Origin of the sequence: Streptomyces sp. NPDC000345 (assembly GCF_042898825.1) — a bacterium.
GTDB lineage: Bacteria > Actinomycetota > Actinomycetes > Streptomycetales > Streptomycetaceae > Streptomyces.
The window spans coordinates 73,433-92,992 of record NZ_JBIAZE010000019.1; the positions used below are offsets into that span (position 1 = coordinate 73,433).

Consider the following 19,560-nt stretch of genomic DNA (forward strand, 5'->3'; position numbering starts at 1 on the left):
GTGAGGGCGGGGTGGGGTCAGGCGTCGACGCGTTGGTCGTCGAGGGGGGAGGCCGTGTGCCAGTCGCGGTCGATCTTGGTGAGCTTCCCGAGCCGTTCCAGACGGGTCGTGGCGTTCGCGACATTCGACGGCTGGAGTTCGGTGACCTCGGCGATCTGCTTGTTGCGCCGGGCACCGCCGTCGACCGCGTACCAGACCTTCTGGGTGCGGGTGAGCGGCACGAGTTCGTCCAGGTCCTCGTCTTCGCCGTCCTCATCCGTGGCGGCCGGCGCGGGCTTGAGGTCGATGACCGTGGCGTGCGGGCTGTTCTTGGACTGCTCCTGCTTGATCAGGTCGAGGAGGAAGGCTTCCTCCTCGGCGGCGTCCAGGTAGCGGTATTCCTCCCGGCGCAGGTACGCGGCGCCGGCGGCTTCGGCCTCCGGGTCGGAGAGGGTCGCCATGGGGAACCCGCGGGCGACGCGGGCCGGGTTGGTGTGGAACATGGCCCGGGACTGGGTGTACTGGGCTTTTCCGTCGGCGAGGTAGAACAGGCCGCCTGTCTCGGACCCGTCCGGGAACCGCTCAGGGAGCGGCTCCAGACGGAATTCCGGGGTGCGGGAGCCGAGCGACATGACGTCGACGTCGGCGCGCGCGGTGCGGAAAAGGCCGATGTTCCCGGACTGGAGCATGTCGCGAATGGCGTTCGCGCTGGCGTCCGATCCGATGGAGTCCAGGTTCGGGATCTGGACCCAGGCCCGTGCGGACAGGCCGGCCGCCCGGGAGAGGCGGCCCACGCTGGACATGGCCCGGGTCAGCGGCTTGACGTGGAACGCGTGAGGGTCTTTGAGGACCATCTCGTTGAACTCGTCCCAGGTGACGACCATCGGTGCGAAGGGCTCGCCGGGCACGAAGAACGACCGGCCCTGCTCGATGAACCCTTCCGCGTCCAGCCACTGCATCTTCATCTGCTCGCTGTAGCGGTACTCGCTGACGCGGGTGGCGGACTGGCCCATGAGCATGGCCCCGACCGGCGACTTGACCAGCCAGTCGAGATCTCCGAACCAGGATGCGTACCCGGCGCCGCCCTTGCCGTCGGCCAGCCAGGAGATAAAGCCGTTGACTCGCTGGGCGACCTGGAGGTCCTCTTCCAGGGAGGTCTTGCCGGCGCCGGTGGTGCCGGAGCCGAACGAGTGCACCGCCGACGCGGACGGCCGCCCGGACAGGCCGCGGCGGACCGGGTCGAACTTCAGCAGCCGCCACTTCGCCGGACGGCCGTAGATGTCCTTCCCGACCGTGACGTAGCCCTGCTCGTCCATGGTCAGAGCGCGCAGGTCGAGCGCCACACCCTCCTGCAGCGGGTTGGTGCTCATCTCGTTGACTTCGATCCTGCGGGCGTCGATCACGCGCAGGTGAAGCCGGGCGACGGCGTCCTCGCCGGGCATGTCCAGGGCCTGAGCGATGCTGCGCGGCTGTACCTCGGCGACCGAGGAGCCCCGACGCGGCATCAGGATCTTGAACTGGCGGCCGTACTCCGTCTCCTGCACGTCGTACAGCTCGCTGCCCATGTACGGGCCGAACTCCTGCCACACCGCAGGCAAGTCGTCCATGTCCAGGTCCTCGGCGGCGGCTGCCCGCAGCCGGACGGTGAGCTTGGCACGGCTGGCGGACATGTCGTCGGGGCGGTAGACGTTGACCGCCCGGGGCGGCACGTCGAACGCGATCGAGATCTCGTCCTGCCCGACGGACAGCGCGGGCCTGGCGGTGGTGGACACGATGATCGCGGTCAGCTTGTCGTCGTCCAGGTGAATGTCGACGAGCTTGGAATCGGGCAACGGGCCGCGCTCGCACGCGATCCACTCATCCCACCGCGCCAGGTACCACCCCGCTCCCTCCGGGTGTCCGGCCGGGGAGACCTGGAAGTCGGGACGGGCCCACACCCACGATCCCCACGAGGATCCGGCGAGCGCGGTAACGATGTGGGCCCACCAGGGCACGTCTATGAAGCCGCTCGCGGGGATCGCCGCCAGAGGCCCGGCACGCAGCGCCATCTCGGCGGGCGTGTACCGGCGCCACCAGCCGCGCTCCCAGTCGGGCAGGGCCTTGGCCCACATCCGCCGCAGCCTCGCGCAGCGGTTGCGGTAGGCCTCGGCCTTCGCCGCGCGTACGAGAGCGGCGCGGTCGTCCCGGTGGCGCCAGCCGTCAGCGATGCCGATGGTCGGCACGAGCATGCCGTCGCTGCCCACGGACGGGCCGTAGCCGTCGCCTTGGGCCAGGCGGCGGCGCATCCGGCGGACCTTGCGCCGGTAGCCGCGCCGGCTGCTGCGGGCCATCCACTCCCACGGCTCGCCGTGCCCGGGCAGCCAGCGCCACGGGCCGGGGTTCATTGCCAGAGCGGCCCAGCCGGCCGCGAGGCCGGTTGCACCGATCGTGGTGAACAGGAGCGGGTCGCCAGACAGCAGGCTCGAGGCGATGCTGAGACCGGACCCCACGTACAGGCCGGGGTTTTGCATCTGGGCCGCCCGGGCGCGCAGCCCGGTCAGCTCCTGCGGAGTGTCTTCTTCTTCCTTCGTCGCTTCAGTGGTCGCTGCCATCCGGCTTTCTCCGATTCCGGGATGTCACAAGGGCGGGGGCCGCAACTGCGGCCCCCGCCCTTGGTGGTGTACGTGTCTGGCGCTTACTGCTCGGGCTTGATGAAGCGCCGGTTGGCCATCGGCACGTGGTGGGTGCGGTTGGCGTCCGCCATCCGGCCGTGCTGGGCCGTCGTCTCATCGGCCAGGCCCTGCGCCACGGTGGACAGCGTGTCGGCCGCCGAGACGATCGTGCCGACGTTCGCCGACATGGCCTCCGTCAGCGTCGCGACCTCCATGTACGCGGTGGTGGTCGGCGCGTCGACTTCCAGGACCGTCATCGCGTCGGACATGTACTTCGCCGAGGCGCCACGCTCGTCGAAGCGGGACTTGAGCCGTTCGACGGCCCGCTTGGTGTTGGCTGCGCGGATGCCGTACGCCGCTGCCCTTGCGAGGACGGCGGCGTAGGTGACGATCGCGCCGAGACCACCCTTGGCTTCGCTCATGGTCAGGCTCCCCTCGTCTCGTAGACCTCGGTGCCCGCGGAGGTGTCCTCGGCATCGACCGCGTCGGAGATGTAGACCTCCCGCTCGGCCACGGACTCCATGTCCTTGGCGATGCCCGCGTAGAGGCCCTGGCCGGCCACAAGGAGGGCCTTGGCCTTCACGACGGCCTCGCCCTGGGCTTTGGTGTTCGACTTCAGCTCGTCGAGCTGACTGTCGATCACCCCGTACTGCTCCTTGCCGCGGGTGACCCAGCCCATGACCTTCGGTCCGAAGCCGACACGCTCCATGGCCACGAGCAGGGCGTCGCCGCGGGAGATCTCCCGCTGGCAGCGCTTGCCGATGCGCTCGTACACGACCAGGTCGTCCTCGCACATCAGGGAGAGCTCGTCGCTCTCCTCTTCAACGGACTCGTACGACACCTCTGCTGCCATACGCCCAACTCCTCCTCCGGCGGCGGCCGGTTCCTTGGTGTTCGTCGATTCGGTCTTAGCCGCTCCGGGATCCGTCACGGCAGGTGCGACGGCCGGGTCGGGATCCGTCACGGGCGTCGCGGGGTCCGTGACGGATTCCGTCACGGGCGTCCCTTCTGCCGTGACGGGTTCCGTCACGGCTTCCTGGGCCTTCTCCGCGTCGTCTTCGAGCGGGATGTAGATGGGCTTGAGTCCCGGATTCGTCCGTCGAGGTGCCTGGCCGGTTGCCGGGTCCGTCTCCTTCGAGCTGCGGGGACCGGGCACCGGTACGGGGCCATCTGCGGCTCCCTCAGGGGCCGTTGGGGCCGTTGTGGCTCCCGAGTCCCCCTCGGTGTCCGTTGGCGGCTCAGAGGCCCCCTCAGGGGGCTTCTCGCCCGCTTCAGGAGCCGACGGCGGGTCCGGCCTCGCCAGGGACACCCCGTCGCCCTTGCCGCTGCCGGTTCCGGCCGTCGGTGGGTCCGCCGGGATCGGCGGCACCGCCGGCGGGTCGCGCGGAGGCAGCGGAACGAGCACCGGAGCCGGGTCCGGGTCGCCCTTGGCACGACGGCGCTTGCGGTACTCGCGCAGCGCGCCCCTTCCGGTGTCCTGGGCCCAGGCAACGCCCTGCGCGGTCCACAGGCCGGCGCGGCGCCCCACCGGGGTGGCCACCCGCTCGATGCGGGTGTGGCCGCGGTAGCCCGACCGGAACGCCTCCGGGAGCGTGAGCACCGGGTCGCGTTCCGAGGCCGGCGCCTCCTTCCACGGCGAGACACCGGGCTTGCGGTCGGCCGGCGGAGCGACGCCGTGCTTGTCGGCGATCTTCTGCACGGACTTCTCGTGCCGGGTCTTCTCCCGAAGGATGTCTCGCTGCGCCGGGGACAGCCCCAGCTTCGCCTGCTCGCTCTGCGCGCCATGCGTGTGGACGAGCCACGCGCACGCCGCGAGAAGCAGAACTTCCATCGCATTCCCCTCACGGAGTGCAACCGGGGGGAGTGAACGCGGCCCTCGTGCGCGTACGTACGCGTGTAGGGCCCGGTCGCGTTCATCTCCCCCCGGGGTGAATGAATGAGTGAACGATCACCGCGAGTAGCGGTCGGTGATCCGCTGGAGGGCGTCGCGGACCTCGCGCCAGGCGCGGTTGGCGATCACCGGATCGGGGTCGCGCAGCACGCCGCGCAGCCGGTCCAGTCGCTTGATCGCACCCTCCTTGGCGGACCTCCTGTCCGCCTCTCTGATCTCCTTCGTCCAGTACGCAGATCCGCGTACCGCGTGGCGGTCGGTGGTCTGCTGGAGGAGGCTGCCGACGTCGCGCCAGGCGCGGTTGGCGGCCGCCGGATCGAGTCCGCGCAGCACGCCGTGAAGTCGGTCCAGTCGCTTGATCGCACCCTCCTTGGGGGATCGCGCGTCCGCCTTTTTGATCTGTTTTGTCCAGTACGCGGATCCGCCCATCGGACCTGGTTTTCCTCCGTTCGTTCGGGGGTCGGGTGGGGGTGCAGAGGGCGCCGGGTCTGCTCGCTGGGTCTGCTTGCCGGGTCTGCGAACGTTCCGCTCACCGGGTCACTCACCAGCTCACTCATCGGATGGCTTTGCACCGATTTCGACTGCTTCCGGCAGTCGCAGCAAAGGCCAACCCGCCGGGGCGAGTTGGCCTTCACTGGTGGTGCCGGACACCGCTCAGGCGTCGGTCTTCTCGGGCGTCTCGGACTCCTCGTGCGACATCAGGTGGCCCCAGACGCGGCGCACCCGCTCCTCGCCGCCGACGAAGCCGGCGTCGCGGAAGGCGGCGACGGCCTGGCGGTAGGACAGCGGCGGGTCGTCGGAGTAGCGCAGGTGCCGCAGGACGACCTCGAGCTGCGCCTCGGTCAGCCGCTCGCCCGTCACCGGGGTGGGCACGCCCGCGACGGCCGCGACCTCTTCGAGCGTGACGGTGTGCGACGACTCCTGTGACGGCGTCTCGTCCGTGACGGACCCGGGCGTGACGGAGCCGTCGACCGTGACGGTTTCCGTCACACCGTGCGCGACGGAGCCCATGACGGTGTGCGTCACGGTGTCCGTGACGGATTCCGTGGACTGTGACGGCCGCACGGTCGTGTCGCCGCTGACCTGCGTGCCTGCCTGCGTCGCACCCTCCGGGCCGCTCGTGACGGCGGCGTCACGGGGCGGCGGGTTCGTCACGGAGTGCGTGCCGTCGGTGTGACGGACCGCCTGGTCCGTGACGGACCCCGTGCCGGAACCGTCTCGCCCCGTCGTGCCGGGAAGCGCGGGCGTGACGGATGCGGTGAGCGCGGGCGTGACGGATGTCAGGTCGAACATGCCGGCCAGCGCGTCGTTCGCGCCTGCCGTCATCCGGTCCCGCTGAACCGTCACGAGGCCCGCGCCGAGCGTCGCGTCGCCCGTGCCGACCTTCTTGGCCAAGTCCCACGACTTCAGCTCCGACTCCTTGCGCGTCTTCTCGTCGGGGTGGTTCGCGGCACGGGCACGGTGGTACGCGAGCTGCTGCATCGTCTTCGCATTCCGGCGCTGAGCCTCCATGTCGACGCCGGTGACCCGGATGACGATGCGGCGGGCCAGCAGTCCCATGCCCTCCGCGGAGGAGCACATGGCCAGCGGCGTGACGGCGAAGACGATCGCCTCGGTAGCGGTCTGCGCGACGGCGGCGCCGGTGCCGGAGGCCGCTGCGGGCAGCAGCCACAGCCCGACCCGGACGGCGGCCGGCGAAGACTGGCCCAGCAGGGTCAGCCCGACGTAGACGAGCGCCAGGGACAGCGTGGCGCCCTCACCGGCGGCGACCACACCCCAGGCGGTGGCCGAGCGGTGGAAGACGCCGGTGATGTTGCTGTAGGTGCCCCACGCTCCGAGGCCGGCGAAGACAACCATCGGCACAGCGGCAGCGATGAGGATGATGCGCTGGCCCCGGGTCAGCTTCGCCTCCAGCGGAGGGGAAGTGGAGGTGGGTGTGGGTGTCATGGTTCATCACTCCTGAAGGCAGTTGAGGGACAAGGGGGCCGGGCCCGGTACGGGGGGGGATGGTCGTACCGGGCCCGGCAGCATGAAGGCCGGCCTCCCGTCGGGGAGGCCGGCCGTGGAGCACGGGATCGGGGGAAGTCCCTGCTGCTCCCTGCCGGTCCCGCCGAGGTAGATCGGCAGGACCGACAGGGAGCCCCGGGGCGAGATGGCCCCGGGGTGGGTGTCAGACGAGTTCGCTGTCGCTCAGGTCCTTCTCGCCGGCCATGACCTGAACCTCACGCAGCCGCTCGCGCTGCGCGTCGATCTCCTTGTGGACCTTGTCGATGAGGCGGTCGCCGATGCCGCGCCAGCTCGCCGTGGACGAGGTGTAGGCGCCGTGCCAGGCGATGTGCCAGTCGGAGTCGTCCAGCCCGAGTTCCTTCGCGATGGTGCTCAGCGGAAGGTCCTCGTCCTCACCCGCGACCTGGATCTGCTCCTCAGCGAGCTGGGTGAGCTTCTCCGCGATCTCGTCGAAGGCCTCGGCCGCGGACTCGGCGGCGCGTTCGGCGTCGGTGAGCCGCAGCAGCTGGGCGCGCCAGCGGCCGTCCTCGGTGGTCCAGAACTCCCGGAAGGCGGCCACGAGTTGTCCGTGGGCGGCCGTCCATGCCTCCCACAGCGGAGCGGCCTGCTTCAGGAGCGGTCCGGCCTGCCGCCGTAACCGCGCCTTCGACCACAGGACCCGCGCGGCCTCGTACTGGTTCGACAGCTCGGTGGACTGCTCGCGGGTCAGTGTCGTGTCCCGGATGGCCTCCATCGACATCTGCGGCTGCTCTTCCAGGCCGGTGAACGCGCGGAAGGAGTAGGTCACCCAGCCCTCGAAGCGTCCGGGTTCGGACCGGAGGAACAGCGGGTGGTGGTAGCGGGAGATGTCCGTGGCCATGGCGGCCCGCGTCGTGGTGCCGGGCTGGTAGCGGGGCATCAGACCGGTGTCGTCCAGCGGTGTCTTGAGGGGAATGAGCTCAGCCATCGATCCTCCAATGATCGAAAGCCCGGGGCCCTCCCGGGCTCACAGGCAAAGCAGGCGGGATGCCCGGGATGGGATCAGGCGGTCGCGGGAACCGGCACGGGACGGCACGGGGCGACGATCTGTCCGTCGGGCAGCAGTTCACCGGTGTCGTCAAAGACGAAGAGGCCGTTGCACAGCAGGCTCCAGCCCTGCTCCGGGTGGCTGGCCACGGTCTGCGCGGCCTCGCGGTCGGGACTGTCAGCAGGCGGGCAAGTCGGCTCGTGCCGGCACAGCGACGAGGGGGTCACGGTCATGACGAACTCCTTCAGGGGGTCGGGGACGGTGTGGACCGGAGCGGGCGCCAAAGGCGCTGGGGCGATCGGTCCCTGCGTTCTCCGCCGCCACCGGGCCGACGATGGCCGGGCCGGTGGCGACGGGCTGGGCAGGGGCTGCAGGTGATGTGCGGTCAGGCGCCAGCCTGGCGAGCCCGGTTGCGGGCCGCGCGGCGCTTCATCGCCCGGCGCTCGTCCTCGGACAGGCCGCCCCACACGCCGGCGTCCTCACCGGACTCGAGCGCCCACTGCAGGCACTGGTCCATCACGGGGCAGCGGCGGCAGACAGCCTTGGCCTCCTCGATCTGCAGCAGCGCCGGACCGGTGTTGCCGATCGGAAAGAACAGCTCGGGGTCTTCCTCCCGGCAAACGGCGCGGTGCCGCCAGTCGATGCCGGCCTCGGAGGCGGGCATGTGGGCAGCGGAGAGGCTGACGAGGTCCTGGATGTCCTGCATGGGGTCCTCCGTTGAGATCGCAGATACGGGCAGCCCCAGGAACGCGGAGTCCCTGGGGCTGCGGGGGGATGGGGGCGGCTGGACGCGGTGATCTCCGGCCCCGCCTGTGCGGTGGTGCTGCAGTGGCAGAGGCTGACCTTCCGACCGTCCGCCCCGTACGACAGCTGGTGTTACTCAGCCCGGAGGCGGCACCTGATCTGCTTGCCGAGCGGCGACGGCTCGACCGTCCAGTAATCGGTCAGCAGGTCGAGCAGGTGCAGACCGCGTCCGGACATCGCCTCGGCGCTGTCCAAGGCGACATCGCGGCGGTCCGGCTGACCCGGCACGGGGTCGTGAACGATCACCTCGACGCCGGACGGGACGGCGTACACCTCGGCGATCAGCAGGACGGGCTCGTTCTCCGAACTGGCCCGCAGCACGTTGCCCATCAGCTCGGACACCACGAGTTCGGCGGAATCAGCGAGGCCCGGGTCAGCGCCGTACGTCGTCGCCACCGAGCGGGTCAGCAGGCGAACAGCGCTGAAGGCCTCCGGGGAGGCCGTCATCTGAGCGCAGAAGCCGCGCCGCCGCTCGGTCAACACCAGACCGGGCACCGGGTCGGGGACCACGAGTCGTTCGTCCACGGCCGCGGCGTGCAGAGTGCCAGTGCCGAAGACCGTGGCGGTCACCGTGTCCCACCCCCTTGACCACCCTGCCGGGCCCGGCGAAGCGCCTCGTCGGCCTGGCTCGGGTGTTCGTCCCCGTCGGCACCGAGCGGGGTCCGGGATGGCATCATGTTCATCAGCAAGGTCGTGTTCCTCTCACGCGACGGATGACGACCGACAACGGCCCCGGGGCGCAATCCCGGGGCCGTCATCGTTTGTTCGGTTTTCACGAACTGGGTTGGCCTCCCCTAGCAGAGGCCAACCCAGGAGGGCTGCTGACCTGGAAGGCCCTGCTGCCCCCTGCCATCGCCGCTCGTGCAACAGGCGGCGAGCACAGGCAGCGCAGGAACTACAGACGGCGCAGCTTCTCTGCCAGCGTCGTGATCACGCTGCTGAGGTCGGCCCGCTCAAAGCGATCCAGGTGCGGGCCGTAGTGCAGGAGCGTCGCTTTGAGTGCGTCGTGAGCCCGCTGGATGTCCGTTCGACGAACCATCGACTCGGCTGCGGCCCACTGCAGCTCGCGCAGCAGCGGAAGACCTCGTTCTTCACGCTCGTCTTCCCGTCGCTCCAGCTCATCGCGGAAGGCCAGGGCCTTCCGACGAGCGGGCTCGGTTCGCTGTTTGTGGACATAGAGGTGGGCGAGCCGAACGCCGTCTACGCAGCGGATGTGACCCGTCTGTCGGCAGGTGGCGCACACATTGCAGTGGTTTCGGTAGAGCTTGAGCGCGCCCTTCGCGTCCAGAATGGGCTCAATAATCTGAAGGACGGCCGGGATTACTCGGGTCTTCGGCTTACGCATCACCCGGGTGGACCGACGGCTCTTGGTGTCTGCGATCCCATCCGTAAGGCTTTTCACCCACTGTGCGACTGCCACATCCAGGTCAACACGGCGGTTGCTGCTGGGGCAGCGGAGCGCCTCAGCTTCATCAGCGGGCCCGCTGTGATGAGCGACCAGCTTCGGGGTACGGCTCTGGGCTCCGGCGACGGGGCACCAGGTCTCGCAATCCGGGCAGACCAACGACACGAAGTCGGGCCGCAAGTCAACGTGCTGGACCGGGAGTTCGGATACGACGATCGCCGGTCGGGCGCTGACGGTTCGAGTGCGCGTCCTGCGCAGTCGCTTCTTGGCCGTCGGCTCCACGGTCGTTGCCGGCATCGAAGACTCCTCACATACGAAGGGAATCGGGTTGCGTCGCGGTGCGATCTCCGCCCGCCAGGCCGCACGGTGAACCGGCGTCCTGGAGGACGGACAGCGCATTGCGCTGCAACGTTCACGCAGGCAGTCACGGTCCGGAGGAGTTGGTTTAGCTCTCGACTCCGGGCCACCGAAGTGGCGACAGCTGCGGTAATGACGCGGTGTTCCCGGAGGATCACCATCGCCTTACCTACATCAGGTTGCCTCAGGTACCCTCAGGTGTCAAGCGGTATAGTGAGGCATCTGAAGAAGCGAAGGAGGCGATATGCCCGGGGCGCAGAGAGCCGACAACCGGCCGCCGTATGCACGCATCGCGGAGCACTACCGCGAGCTCATCAGCTCCGGGGCACTGTCGCCGGGCGACCTGCTGCCCAGCATCCGGGCACTGGCAGATCAGTGGAACGTCAGCACCGCCACGGCCGACCGGGCGATGAAGCTCCTGCGTGACGAGAAGCTCGTCCAAGGCATTCCAGGTGTCGGGACAGAAGTCATGGGACGGCCCGTGTCGCTCTCTTCGGGCTCCGATCGCCACGACAGAAGTGGCAGAACGAAGTCGTCCTGGGGGGACGGCGAGCAGTCGAGCGGCCACACGGCAGGCATAGTCGCCGCCCCCCAAGAGGTAGCGACTGCGTTCGGCATCACTGCTGGTGATGACGTGATTCAGCGAAGCCGTGTCTATCGCGATGCTCATGGGATCGTTGCCCATTCGACGTCGTGGATCCCAGCGGAATTCGCCCAGGTCATCCCCGAACTTGCAGAGAGCAAGCGCCTCAAGGGCGGCCTGTCACTGGACTTGATTGCGCAGGCCACCGGGCGAGAAGTCGTCAAGCGCGTAGATGAAGAGACTGCGCGCATCGCGACCAAGCAAGACCTCCAGCTCCTGGAGCTGGAGAGCGACGTGGTCGCAGCAATTCTGGTCCTGACCGCCCGATTCCTTGACGCCGACGGTGACGTCCTTGAATACGGAGTCGACCTGGGCGCTCCCGGCAGGACACGGCGGACCACCTCGGACTTGGCGCGGTGATCGTCCAGATGGACGCGCTGCCTGACGACACCCTTTTCAGCTGCCTCGAGAACCGACTGGGAGATCTGCTGCGAGCCGAAGCCGCTGACTCCTTGACCGCGGAAGGACGATTCGAGATCACCCGGATCAACGCAACCCTGGCCAGCCGACCGGTGCGTGCGCCTCGCGGTGTTCTCATGACCGGAATGCCGGGTGCAGGCAAAACGACGCTGGCCCGCGCACTCGAGCGCGCGGGCTACCGGAGGCTCTGCCCCGACGAGGAAATGTTCCGCCGCTACGGCCACTACGGCCGCGACTTCCCTCGCGGCGAGTTCCGCGTCAGGGAGGCGCCAGTCCTCAAGGACATCGCCATAGAACTCCGGCGCCTCCTGCTGGCCGGCCACGACACCGTCGTCGATCACGGCTTCTGGACGTCGGAAGACCGGGCCGAATGGCGCGCGATCGTCATTGAGGCCGGCGGGATACCGGAGCTTATCTACCTGCCTGTGCCCCACGAAGTGCGTTGGGCACGCATCAAGGAACGCAACCGGCTGGCGACGGTCGACGCGAACTCGATCGAGTTCAGCGAGGAAGACCTGAAGCGATTCGCCGGGCGCTTCTACCCACCGACCGCCGACGAACCCCACATCGTGTACGACGGGCAGCCGGAAGAGCTTCTGGCCGCTCTTGGCCGGGAGGCCGAAAGTGACGGAGCGCAGGGACAGATCCGCGAAGCCCAAACGCCCAGGGGCGACGTTGAGTCGGCCTGACGGTCGCAGGTTCGACATGGGGTCCTCCGACCAGGGGCTGGATCTGCTTCAACCAGCTTCCGGATCGTTGGGGCGCAGAGAGATGTCCCCACGTAGCAGTGGTGTGGACTCAGCGTGGCAATACGGCCTCGTCTGCCTGGTCACGGACCGCTTAGGAGGTGTGTAGTGATCGCTGTGGATCGGTGGACAGGTGAAGAGGCGCTGCTACTGCGGTCAGTGAAGCGTCAGTCTGTCCGCGCGTTCGCCGAGGACCTCGGCATCAGCCCCCGGACGGTCTCCCACTGGCGGGAGAACAAAGATCGCGAATGCCGTCCCTCAATGGCACAGATCCTCGATGCGGCACTCGCTCAGTGCACTCCTGAAGAGCAGGAGGCCTTCCGCTTCCGACTGGCCGCACTGCGCGGAGACCCTGTCACTGCCACAGGAACTCAAGACGCCCAGCCGGCACCATGCACCGTCGTCTCTCACAAGTTCCTACCGGTGTACCTGGGAGAGCGACTCAGCTCTCTCTATGCAGCTGCAGCACCACGACCGCCGGGCCCCGGCGGCCTTGAGCAGCGAGTGCTACCCGGTGGGCATCGATCGGCACACACATCCACAGTCCACGTCTATGCCTGCGGGATCGCGTTGGTCCTTCTGGAGGAACACCAACGCGTGGACTCACTGACGGAGTTGGCAGTGTGGCGTTACCGCTCGTACCTGACAGATCGTGCCTGGGTTGGCCAGCGCATGATGCACTTGCTGGACCAGTACAGCCAAGGTGGGACGCCAGATTATCGGTCGCCGGATCCGGAGTACGTCCTGTCGGTGTACGAGTTGCGTGACCACTCGTGGAGCAAGGCCGGGCTCGACACGGCCCTGCAGTTGCTGACGACGCCGTCGGTCCTCGTCAATCGCCAAAATCCGCAGAACATCACACCTCTCGGAACCGGTGTCGAGGACGCCAAGTTCCGCGACGGCTGGGAGCATCCGGAAGCGGTGGCGTTCGACGGCGGTGCTTCACGGGGAGTGGCTGGCTGGTCTGGAGTGGCCTACCACCCGCAGCCGGACGAACGTGCACTGACAACGAGCCAGATCGTTGCTCTGGAGTTGGACGTTCAGGCGCTGTGGGCCCTGTCCTCGCACGTCCTGCACATGATCGAGGAAGGCAAGGATCCGGTGATGCCGGCGGAGTACGGGTGGCGCTTTCTGCGCGGCGCGTACGTCCGGCTTACTACGGCCAGGCCAACGGAGACTGCCCAGCACCGGGTGATGCGGGAGGCCATCCTCGCCACGAGCGAACTTCCTGATCGGCTGCGTGCCGCCCAGGATGCCCTTCGGGACAGCAATCAATGACGGTCATGGGAAGGCGGCCTGGGTGGAACCTCGTTCGACTGCACTGCTGGTCATCGACGTACAGCAGGGCTTCGTCAACCAGCACAGCAGTGGCGTTGTCCCCGCGATCGTGCGGCTCGTTGAGGGCTGGCGGGCGGCCAACGCGCCCGTAGTACTGACGAGGTTCCACAACGAACCTGGCTCGCCGTACGAAAGGATCACTGGCTGGACGAAGCTACGCACGACCGAGGAGCAGGCTGTCGTTGCTGAGCTGGCTCCGTTCATCGACGGCGCGGCCGCGGTCATCGACAAGGCGCAGGCCTCCGCCTTCACTCCCGAGGGCGCCGAGATCATTCGTAATGCGGGATGGACCGATCTCGTGCTGTGCGGCATCGACACGGACGCATGCGTATACGACTCCGCAGTGGCCGCATACCAGAGCGGCTATCGGCCATGGATCGTGACTGACGCCTGCGCCTCTAGCGGCGGGGCTCAATACCACGACGCCGCGCTGCTACTCGCTGCGCGGAACATCGGTGCCTCCCAGCTCGTCACCAGCGAAACAGTCCTGTCTCGAATCACCGGAACCCAGGGAGCACAGACGTGAACGCATCGACGTACGACGCGGACATGCTTGTGGTCGGCGCCGGCCCGGCCGGGGTGGCAGCCGCGCTCATGGCGGCCAGCCTGAACCTGCGGGCCATCGTGGTGGAATCCGGCCCAGTGGGCGGCAAGCTGCACAGGGTCAGCGCCTTGGAGAACGTATCGGGCAACTGGTCCACCGGCCCTCAGCTGGCCGAGGCCCTGGCCGCGGACCTTCAGCGCCTACAGAAGGCCGGCCGATGCAGGGTCGTGCAGGGGCACGCGGTGAAAGCCACTGGGCACGACGGCCGAGCCGAACTCGCCCTTGCCGACGGACGCGTCTTCACTTCGGCGTCCATCGTGGTCGCCACTGGTGTGACCGAGTTGGCTCCGTCCGACCTGCAATGGGTAAGCGCTCCCGCCGACTTTTCGGCTTCTCCACTCTGGCGGGCCACTCCGCAGGAGCTCACGGGGCGTACGTACGTCCTCGGTGCTGATCGTCCGCTCGGCACTTGGCTGCGAGCGCACCCGGATTCGACAACGACGCTGCATGTGCTGTGCCCACCGACCGACAGATACAAGGCGGCCGAGGTCGAGGACGACCGGCGTGTACGCCTCGTCCCTGTGTCGCACGCAGCGATCTCCCGGCCCGCGTACGGCGATGGCTGGACAGTCGAGGTGAAGGGCCACGAGGGGATCAAGACCGTCTACGCCGCTACGTCGGTGCTCAACAACCTCGGGAGCAAGCCAGCTGGTTTGGCTGGGCTGGTCTCTGGTGAGGACGGCTACTGCCCGCCTAATCAGCAGCACCGGCGCATCCGAGTCGCGGGGGATCTGCGGTCTGCGCGTTTCCAGCGCATTGCAACCGCCCAGGGGTCAGGGGCCGAGGCCGTACTCGGTTACTACTACGAGACCGCGCTACGGACGGCGAACGGAGCCGCCAGGTGATCCGCTGTGTCTCGGTGCGCTTCCAGTCCTTGGCCGTTGTCGTCGGCCGGCCGGAGAGCGTCCAGGGCGGCCTGGAGCGTGGCCGAGTCGCGGCTCCAGCGTTTGGGGGCGATCAGCTTCAGCCTCGGTGCCTCCGGCGGCGCCATGACCTGGCTCTTGCAGTCGACGACGGGGACGAGGCCGAGATTGTGGGTGAAGAGCAGGACGGGCTTTTGCGCGACCAGCGAGCGGAGTTCGAGGCGGGCAACAGGTCCGAGGACGTGGACACGGCTGCCGAGCCGCTTGGGCCTTCCGATGACGACGAGGCCGTCGAGCTGGTCTACGAGCGTGTCCCAGGCGTAGGGCCGTCCCTCGAAGGCGGAACCGTAGTGGAGGAGCTCGACGCCTTCGGGCAGGTCCTCGGTGATGCGCTTGAGCCAGCGCTGCCAGTTAGCGTCGTTAGTGGTCTTGGGTGCGGCGCTGACGTAGACGCGGACCGGATCGCCGGTGCGACGCTCTGCGGCGAGGCGGTGCATGGCCGCGATGTAGCGGCGCTGCTGCTCAGGGCGGGCGAAGGTCTCCACGTCCAGGGGATCGTCATGCTTGGGCATCTGCGTCGCGTGCATACCGCTCATCATGCCCGGGCTGTGACTCAGGTGGGGAACAGGGCAGGTAGCCGAGGGGTCTGGCGCTCCGTCAGGAGGCGTTCGTCCATTAGCGACACGAGTGGTACCGGGGTGTCGCCGCGGGATCTAGGAGGGGTACCGTGTCCCCTGAATAAGATCCATATAGAGATGGTTAAGCCCCGCGAGGTGGAGCTCCGGGGCACGGCCGCAGACCTATCTAGGGAAGGTCTCGACATGATGCAGGGTACCCGTACCCTCCGACACGCACACACCAAGGCACCCGCCGTGGCAGCGATGGCTCGTACGTCGCTCCGGCTGAGTGCCTTCAATGTCTTCCCGCGCCAGTCCGGCTGCGGGCACATCTCCGCCCCGGAAGGGGGCGAGATGTCGTAATCGTCTATGGCGGCGCCCGTTGAACGGGCCTTCGAGCCGCCGGGACGCCCGGCCACCCAGGTGATTAGCCGTCACCTCGGCTGATGGCGCCCCATCTGCCACCAGAGGGTTTGCCGACCCCCTGAAGGGATTGTCCGTCCGGTTGCCGCCGGCCGAACAGTTCGATCTTGGTTCCAGACGAACCAGCGCCAGAGGCGCCTTTTCTATGCCCACCTCGATATCGAAGCGAGGCAGGACCCATGTTGCAGCATTGCGCTGCCCTTTGTCAGCCCATCCATGCCCGATTGGCGCATTTTGCGGCGTCTTCCCGGTCACAGTTTCTTCTTGAGCCACCCATGCCGCCATGCCAGCGGACTAGCACGGCGCCCCGAGCGCAGTTCTCTAGGACATCCACGTGAGCGGCATGGCAGCGTCGGCCGCGATGCTGTGGGAGCGCGTCGACGACGTCGTGGTCGACTCTCCGGTGCTTCCCGCCCAGCGGGATGTGCTGCGGTCGCTGCCGGGCGGGGGCCAGCCGGGTGACGGCGGCCTGGATGACGCGTTGCGGCTGGGTCGGGGTATGCGGCTGCGGCTGCTCGCCGCGGTCCGGGCGCTGCTGGCGGATGAGTCGCTGGCCGGGCTTGGGGATGCGGCGCGGTTGACCACGGTGGTGCTGTTTGCGAAGTCGCGGGCGCCGGAGGGGCGTAAGGACGATCTGCAGTCGTACATCTGGGGTGCGGAGCTGGGTCGGTGGCTTGGGATGACGGCGTCGACGGTTCATCACGACGTGCTGCCCGTGCTGCGGCAGAGGGACGCGCTGCACACCCGGATGGTCGTCAACGATGAGGGGCACCCGGTCGGGCTGGACTGTCTGGTCATGCCGCTGTGGCGGGCGCACCAGGGTGGGGGAGCGGCGCACCCGCTGGCGTTGAACAAGGCGGAGTTGGCGGTGCTGCTGCGCTTGATCGAGGCGTTGTTCGGGCCGGGGTGGGCGCCGGAGGACAAGGAGCCGACGCCGCCCGGGCTGCTGGCCGGTCGCACGGGCAAGGGTGCGGCGACGGACCGGCTCGGGCTGTTGCTGATGGTGCTGAACACCCGGGCGTCGGGCTGGCTGCAGCTGTGCGGCGGCTCGGTGCGGAAGAAGGAGGGGCGCGGAGCTGCGACGCTGTCCCGGCTACTGGGCTGCTCGCCGTCCGGGGCGCGGAAGGTGCTGGCCCGGCTGACGGAGGCCGGTGTCGTCGCGCGGCAGCGCAAGGCGACGGTGACACGGATGAACGGCCGTGGCCGGGTCATGCTGCTGCCGGTCGCCCGTGCGTACGGCCGTGTTCTGGCCCCTGTGGAGCCGGTTTCGGGCTCTGGATCGGTGTTTTCGCAGCGTCCCGATGGTGCAGTCGGAGATCTTGCTCCTGGCCAGGATGCCGGTGGCCTTGGCACGTCTGGGTTTTGTGGTGCTGAGGCGGCCGTGGAGGCGGGAGATCGGGAGCGTCCCGATGGTGCAGAGTTCCACGCAGACCACGCTTCTGTGGTTACTCCCGTTTCTCCTCCTCCGCTCTCTGGTGGTTTTTCCGGCGAAGGCCGTGGGGGTGAAGGCCGTCGGCCGGAGCACGTGTGCGTGCGCGAGGACCAGGCCGTGGGTGGCGAGGACGCCGCTGCCGAGCCTGCGTCGCCGGTAGCGGAGGTCGGCCCGCTCCGCGGGGAAAAGCCTGGCAAGTCCGCGGTCGATGAGCAGGGTGGGCAGCGTGCTGCCGGGACCAAGGCCGGTGGTCGGCTCGAGGCCGTGGCGGGCGAAAAGACGCGGCAGCAGGGGAGGGCGGACCTTCCCGAGGATCTTGATCTGCGGGTTGCTCTGGGGCCGGTCGCGTGGCTGTGGGCGGGGCTGAACCGCTGGCAGCAGGACCAGGTCGTAAAGGCTGTGAATGCCGAGCTGGAGCGGCTGAAGGACCTGCTGATGCAGCCGGAGGGCGCGCCTCGGCTGCTGGCCGACCGGCTCACCGACCGGCTGGAGGAGACCGGTGGTGAGGCGCGGGTGAGCAGCCCGTTCGGCTGGATCACACGGCGGGGCCTGGTGCAGCGGCCGGCCTGCTCGGACGTGCGCTGCGACGACGGGATCCGGCTGGACACCGGCGGCGACTGCGCCAACTGCGGCAACGTGATTCACATCCGCCGTGCCCGCCGCGTGCGGATCGCGGCCGACATCGACCGGGAGCTGCCCGGGCTCGGCGTGGCGGAGCGGCGCCAGGTCCTCGAGGAGCGGCTGCGTGAGTACGCCGCGGCGGAGGCGGAGGACTTCGTGTGGCGCCGTGAGCAGGCCCGCGCGGAGCAGGCCCGGCGGGAGAAGGCCCGTGCGGCTGCCCGGGAGCGGGGGGAGCGCGAGCGCCGGGAGGCGGCGGCCGCCGACGCAGTGCGCCAGGCCCTGGCGTGCGAGGACTGCGGGCAGCAGCGGTCGGCCGGGCTGTGCGAGGCGTGCCGTTACCGGCGCCGGACCGAGGCAGCGATCGCGGAGGCCGGGCTGGTCGCGGCTACATGGGCGGCGGACCTGGACGATGCCGCCGACGTCGCCGCGGTGGCCGCGCACGTCCGGGCAACGCTGGAAGCCGACATCGAGACCACCCACCAGCAGTTCCTTCAGCTGATGGAGCCCGGCGAGCTGGAGGCGAACCCCAGCGCTGCGGCGTCCGTGCTCGCCTTCAACGCTCTCCAGGCCGTGCAGCAGGCCCTGCCGGAGTACCGCAGCAGCGCCCTCGGGCGGTTGGGCAGCACCCTCGAGGCCGACGCGGAAGCCCGCCGGGCATACAAGACCGAGCAGAACCGCAGGTGGTTCCGCGCGAACCCGAACGGCGCGGACGCGGTCGCCGCCGCGACGAAGGCCGCCGACGCCGCTCGGGAGCGCACTGCCGAGTACCTGCTGGCGACGCGGTTGGAGCAGCTGCGCAAGCGGACGGCGGCCCGTACCGAGACGGTCGCGCCTGCGCCGTGGTCGGCCCGGCTGACGGAGCTCGCGGCTCGGCCCCTCGATGGCGACCAGGCCGGGGCGGCGATCGCGTGAGCAGCGAGCTGAGCGGGGTCGACCTCGCGCGCCAGGCCCTGGCCGCGGCCCGGGAGGCGGCGAAGAAGAACGGCGGCGCCCAGAAGGCGAAGCCGAAGCGGTCCCGGACGCAGGTGGTACGGCGCGACGGCCGCGAGCCGCTCGGGCTCGGCATGGCGATCACGATGATGATGACCGAGCGCGGCATGGTCGCCCCGGCCGCCGGCGGCAGCCTCCTCGCGCAGTTCGGCGACATCCTTGCCGCGGCCGCGCCCGAACTCGCTGGCCACGTCCAGGCCGTGGCTTTCGACGCGGACACCGGCCGCCTGGACGTCGCCCCCGAAGCCCCCGCGTATGGCACGAAGCTGCGCTGGAGCGCACCCAAGCTGATCACGGCGGCCAACGCGAAGGTGCCCGACGCGAACGTGCGCACACTGCACGTCCTGCCGCCCACCCCCGGGAAGGCCAGCCCCGCCAAGGCGGCCGCCGCGGCAGGGCCGCAGCCGACCATGCCCGCCATGCCGTCGCCGCGCCCTGCCCCGCCGGACGGCTACCACCGGGCGATCGAGGCGCACCGCCAGGCCGCGCCGCCGTCCCGCGTGGACCCGGCCATCGCCCAGGCGGTGGAGCGGCAGACCGCCGCGCTGCGGGCGCTGTCCCGCCGCGCGTTTCCCGAGCCCGACACCGTCGCAGACGATGCGCCGGCCCTGATCGAGCAGGCCCGCGCACAGCGCCGCCGCCAGGCCGCGGCGACCGAGGCCGCCGCCCTGCGCCGGGCACGAGCGGAGAAGGCCGGTCACCAGCCCCGCTCAGTTGAAGGTGCCAGCAGGGCCAGCTAGCGCTGGGGGCCTGATGCCCTGGC

At 69.2% G+C, this 19,560-nt stretch carries 18 protein-coding genes; 7 read left to right on the forward strand and 11 right to left on the reverse strand.

Annotated elements, in window-relative coordinates:
* Positions 1-17 precede the first annotated feature (17 nt).
* The 10 genes from ACFY30_RS33990 to ACFY30_RS34035 form a co-directional block, all read right to left on the reverse strand.
* On the reverse strand, positions 18-2,570 hold the full coding sequence (locus tag ACFY30_RS33990) for a hypothetical protein (RefSeq protein WP_390848991.1): 2,553 nt from the start codon (positions 2,568-2,570) through the stop codon (positions 18-20).
* An 83-nt stretch (positions 2,571-2,653) separates the two neighbouring features.
* The gene (locus ACFY30_RS33995; protein ID WP_390848992.1) at positions 2,654-3,052 is read right to left on the reverse strand and encodes a hypothetical protein; all 399 of its coding nucleotides are present in this window, start codon (positions 3,050-3,052) and stop codon (positions 2,654-2,656) included.
* A gap of 2 nt (positions 3,053-3,054) precedes the next feature.
* Positions 3,055-4,461, reverse strand: a complete 1,407-nt coding sequence (locus tag ACFY30_RS34000) for a hypothetical protein (RefSeq protein ID WP_390848993.1) — start codon at positions 4,459-4,461, stop codon at positions 3,055-3,057.
* A gap of 117 nt (positions 4,462-4,578) precedes the next feature.
* Positions 4,579-4,950 carry a hypothetical protein gene (locus ACFY30_RS34005; RefSeq protein WP_362997503.1) on the reverse strand — a complete coding sequence of 124 codons (372 nt, stop codon included), beginning with the start codon at positions 4,948-4,950 and terminating at the stop codon, positions 4,579-4,581.
* 225 nt (positions 4,951-5,175) lie between these two features.
* Positions 5,176-6,468 carry a hypothetical protein gene (locus ACFY30_RS34010; RefSeq protein WP_390848994.1) on the reverse strand — a complete coding sequence of 431 codons (1,293 nt, stop codon included), beginning with the start codon at positions 6,466-6,468 and terminating at the stop codon, positions 5,176-5,178.
* A gap of 223 nt (positions 6,469-6,691) precedes the next feature.
* Entirely contained in the window at positions 6,692-7,474 is a 783-nt protein-coding gene (locus ACFY30_RS34015; protein ID WP_390848995.1) for a hypothetical protein, read from the reverse strand.
* A 74-nt stretch (positions 7,475-7,548) separates the two neighbouring features.
* Positions 7,549-7,767 (reverse strand): DUF5999 family protein, encoded by a 219-nt coding sequence (locus ACFY30_RS34020; RefSeq protein ID WP_390848996.1) that lies wholly within the window; start codon positions 7,765-7,767, stop codon positions 7,549-7,551.
* A gap of 152 nt (positions 7,768-7,919) precedes the next feature.
* Positions 7,920-8,177 (reverse strand): WhiB family transcriptional regulator, encoded by a 258-nt coding sequence (locus tag ACFY30_RS34025; RefSeq protein WP_390849087.1) that lies wholly within the window; start codon positions 8,175-8,177, stop codon positions 7,920-7,922.
* A 233-nt stretch (positions 8,178-8,410) separates the two neighbouring features.
* On the reverse strand, positions 8,411-8,908 hold the full coding sequence (locus ACFY30_RS34030; protein WP_390848997.1) for an ATP-binding protein: 498 nt from the start codon (positions 8,906-8,908) through the stop codon (positions 8,411-8,413).
* Positions 8,909-9,233: 325 nt separating this feature from the next.
* Positions 9,234-10,040 (reverse strand): hypothetical protein, encoded by an 807-nt coding sequence (locus ACFY30_RS34035; RefSeq protein ID WP_390848998.1) that lies wholly within the window; start codon positions 10,038-10,040, stop codon positions 9,234-9,236.
* 304 nt (positions 10,041-10,344) lie between these two features.
* Between ACFY30_RS34035 and ACFY30_RS34040 the strand changes: the two genes are divergently transcribed.
* From ACFY30_RS34040 to ACFY30_RS34060, 5 genes are all read left to right on the forward strand, one after another.
* Positions 10,345-11,103, forward strand: coding sequence for a GntR family transcriptional regulator (locus tag ACFY30_RS34040; protein ID WP_390848999.1), 759 nt, complete (start codon positions 10,345-10,347; stop codon positions 11,101-11,103).
* Positions 11,100-11,852 carry an AAA family ATPase gene (locus ACFY30_RS34045; RefSeq protein WP_390849000.1) on the forward strand — a complete coding sequence of 251 codons (753 nt, stop codon included), beginning with the start codon at positions 11,100-11,102 and terminating at the stop codon, positions 11,850-11,852. The genes ACFY30_RS34040 and ACFY30_RS34045 overlap by 4 nt, the downstream gene beginning before the upstream one ends.
* Positions 11,853-12,506: 654 nt before the next feature.
* Complete coding sequence (locus ACFY30_RS34050) at positions 12,507-13,187, forward strand: hypothetical protein (protein WP_390849001.1); 681 nt, start codon at positions 12,507-12,509, stop codon at positions 13,185-13,187.
* Positions 13,162-13,773 (forward strand): isochorismatase family cysteine hydrolase, encoded by a 612-nt coding sequence (locus ACFY30_RS34055; protein ID WP_390849002.1) that lies wholly within the window; start codon positions 13,162-13,164, stop codon positions 13,771-13,773. The genes ACFY30_RS34050 and ACFY30_RS34055 overlap by 26 nt, the downstream gene beginning before the upstream one ends.
* On the forward strand, positions 13,770-14,696 hold the full coding sequence (locus ACFY30_RS34060) for an FAD-dependent oxidoreductase (protein ID WP_390849003.1): 927 nt from the start codon (positions 13,770-13,772) through the stop codon (positions 14,694-14,696). Before ACFY30_RS34055 ends, ACFY30_RS34060 begins: the two co-directional genes overlap by 4 nt.
* Here ACFY30_RS34060 and ACFY30_RS34065 read toward each other — a convergent pair.
* A complete protein-coding gene (locus ACFY30_RS34065; RefSeq protein ID WP_390849004.1) occupies positions 14,654-15,286 on the reverse strand; it encodes a hypothetical protein in 633 nt (210 codons plus the stop codon). The two genes, ACFY30_RS34060 and ACFY30_RS34065, sit on opposite strands and share 43 nt — an antisense overlap.
* 811 nt (positions 15,287-16,097) lie before the next feature.
* On the opposite strand from ACFY30_RS34065, the gene ACFY30_RS34070 reads away from it, so the two are divergent.
* A complete protein-coding gene (locus tag ACFY30_RS34070) occupies positions 16,098-18,719 on the forward strand; it encodes a hypothetical protein (RefSeq protein WP_390849088.1) in 2,622 nt (873 codons plus the stop codon).
* Positions 18,716-19,537 carry a DUF721 domain-containing protein gene (locus tag ACFY30_RS34075; RefSeq protein WP_390849005.1) on the forward strand — a complete coding sequence of 274 codons (822 nt, stop codon included), beginning with the start codon at positions 18,716-18,718 and terminating at the stop codon, positions 19,535-19,537. Before ACFY30_RS34070 ends, ACFY30_RS34075 begins: the two co-directional genes overlap by 4 nt.
* Positions 19,538-19,560: the final 23 nt, after the last annotated feature.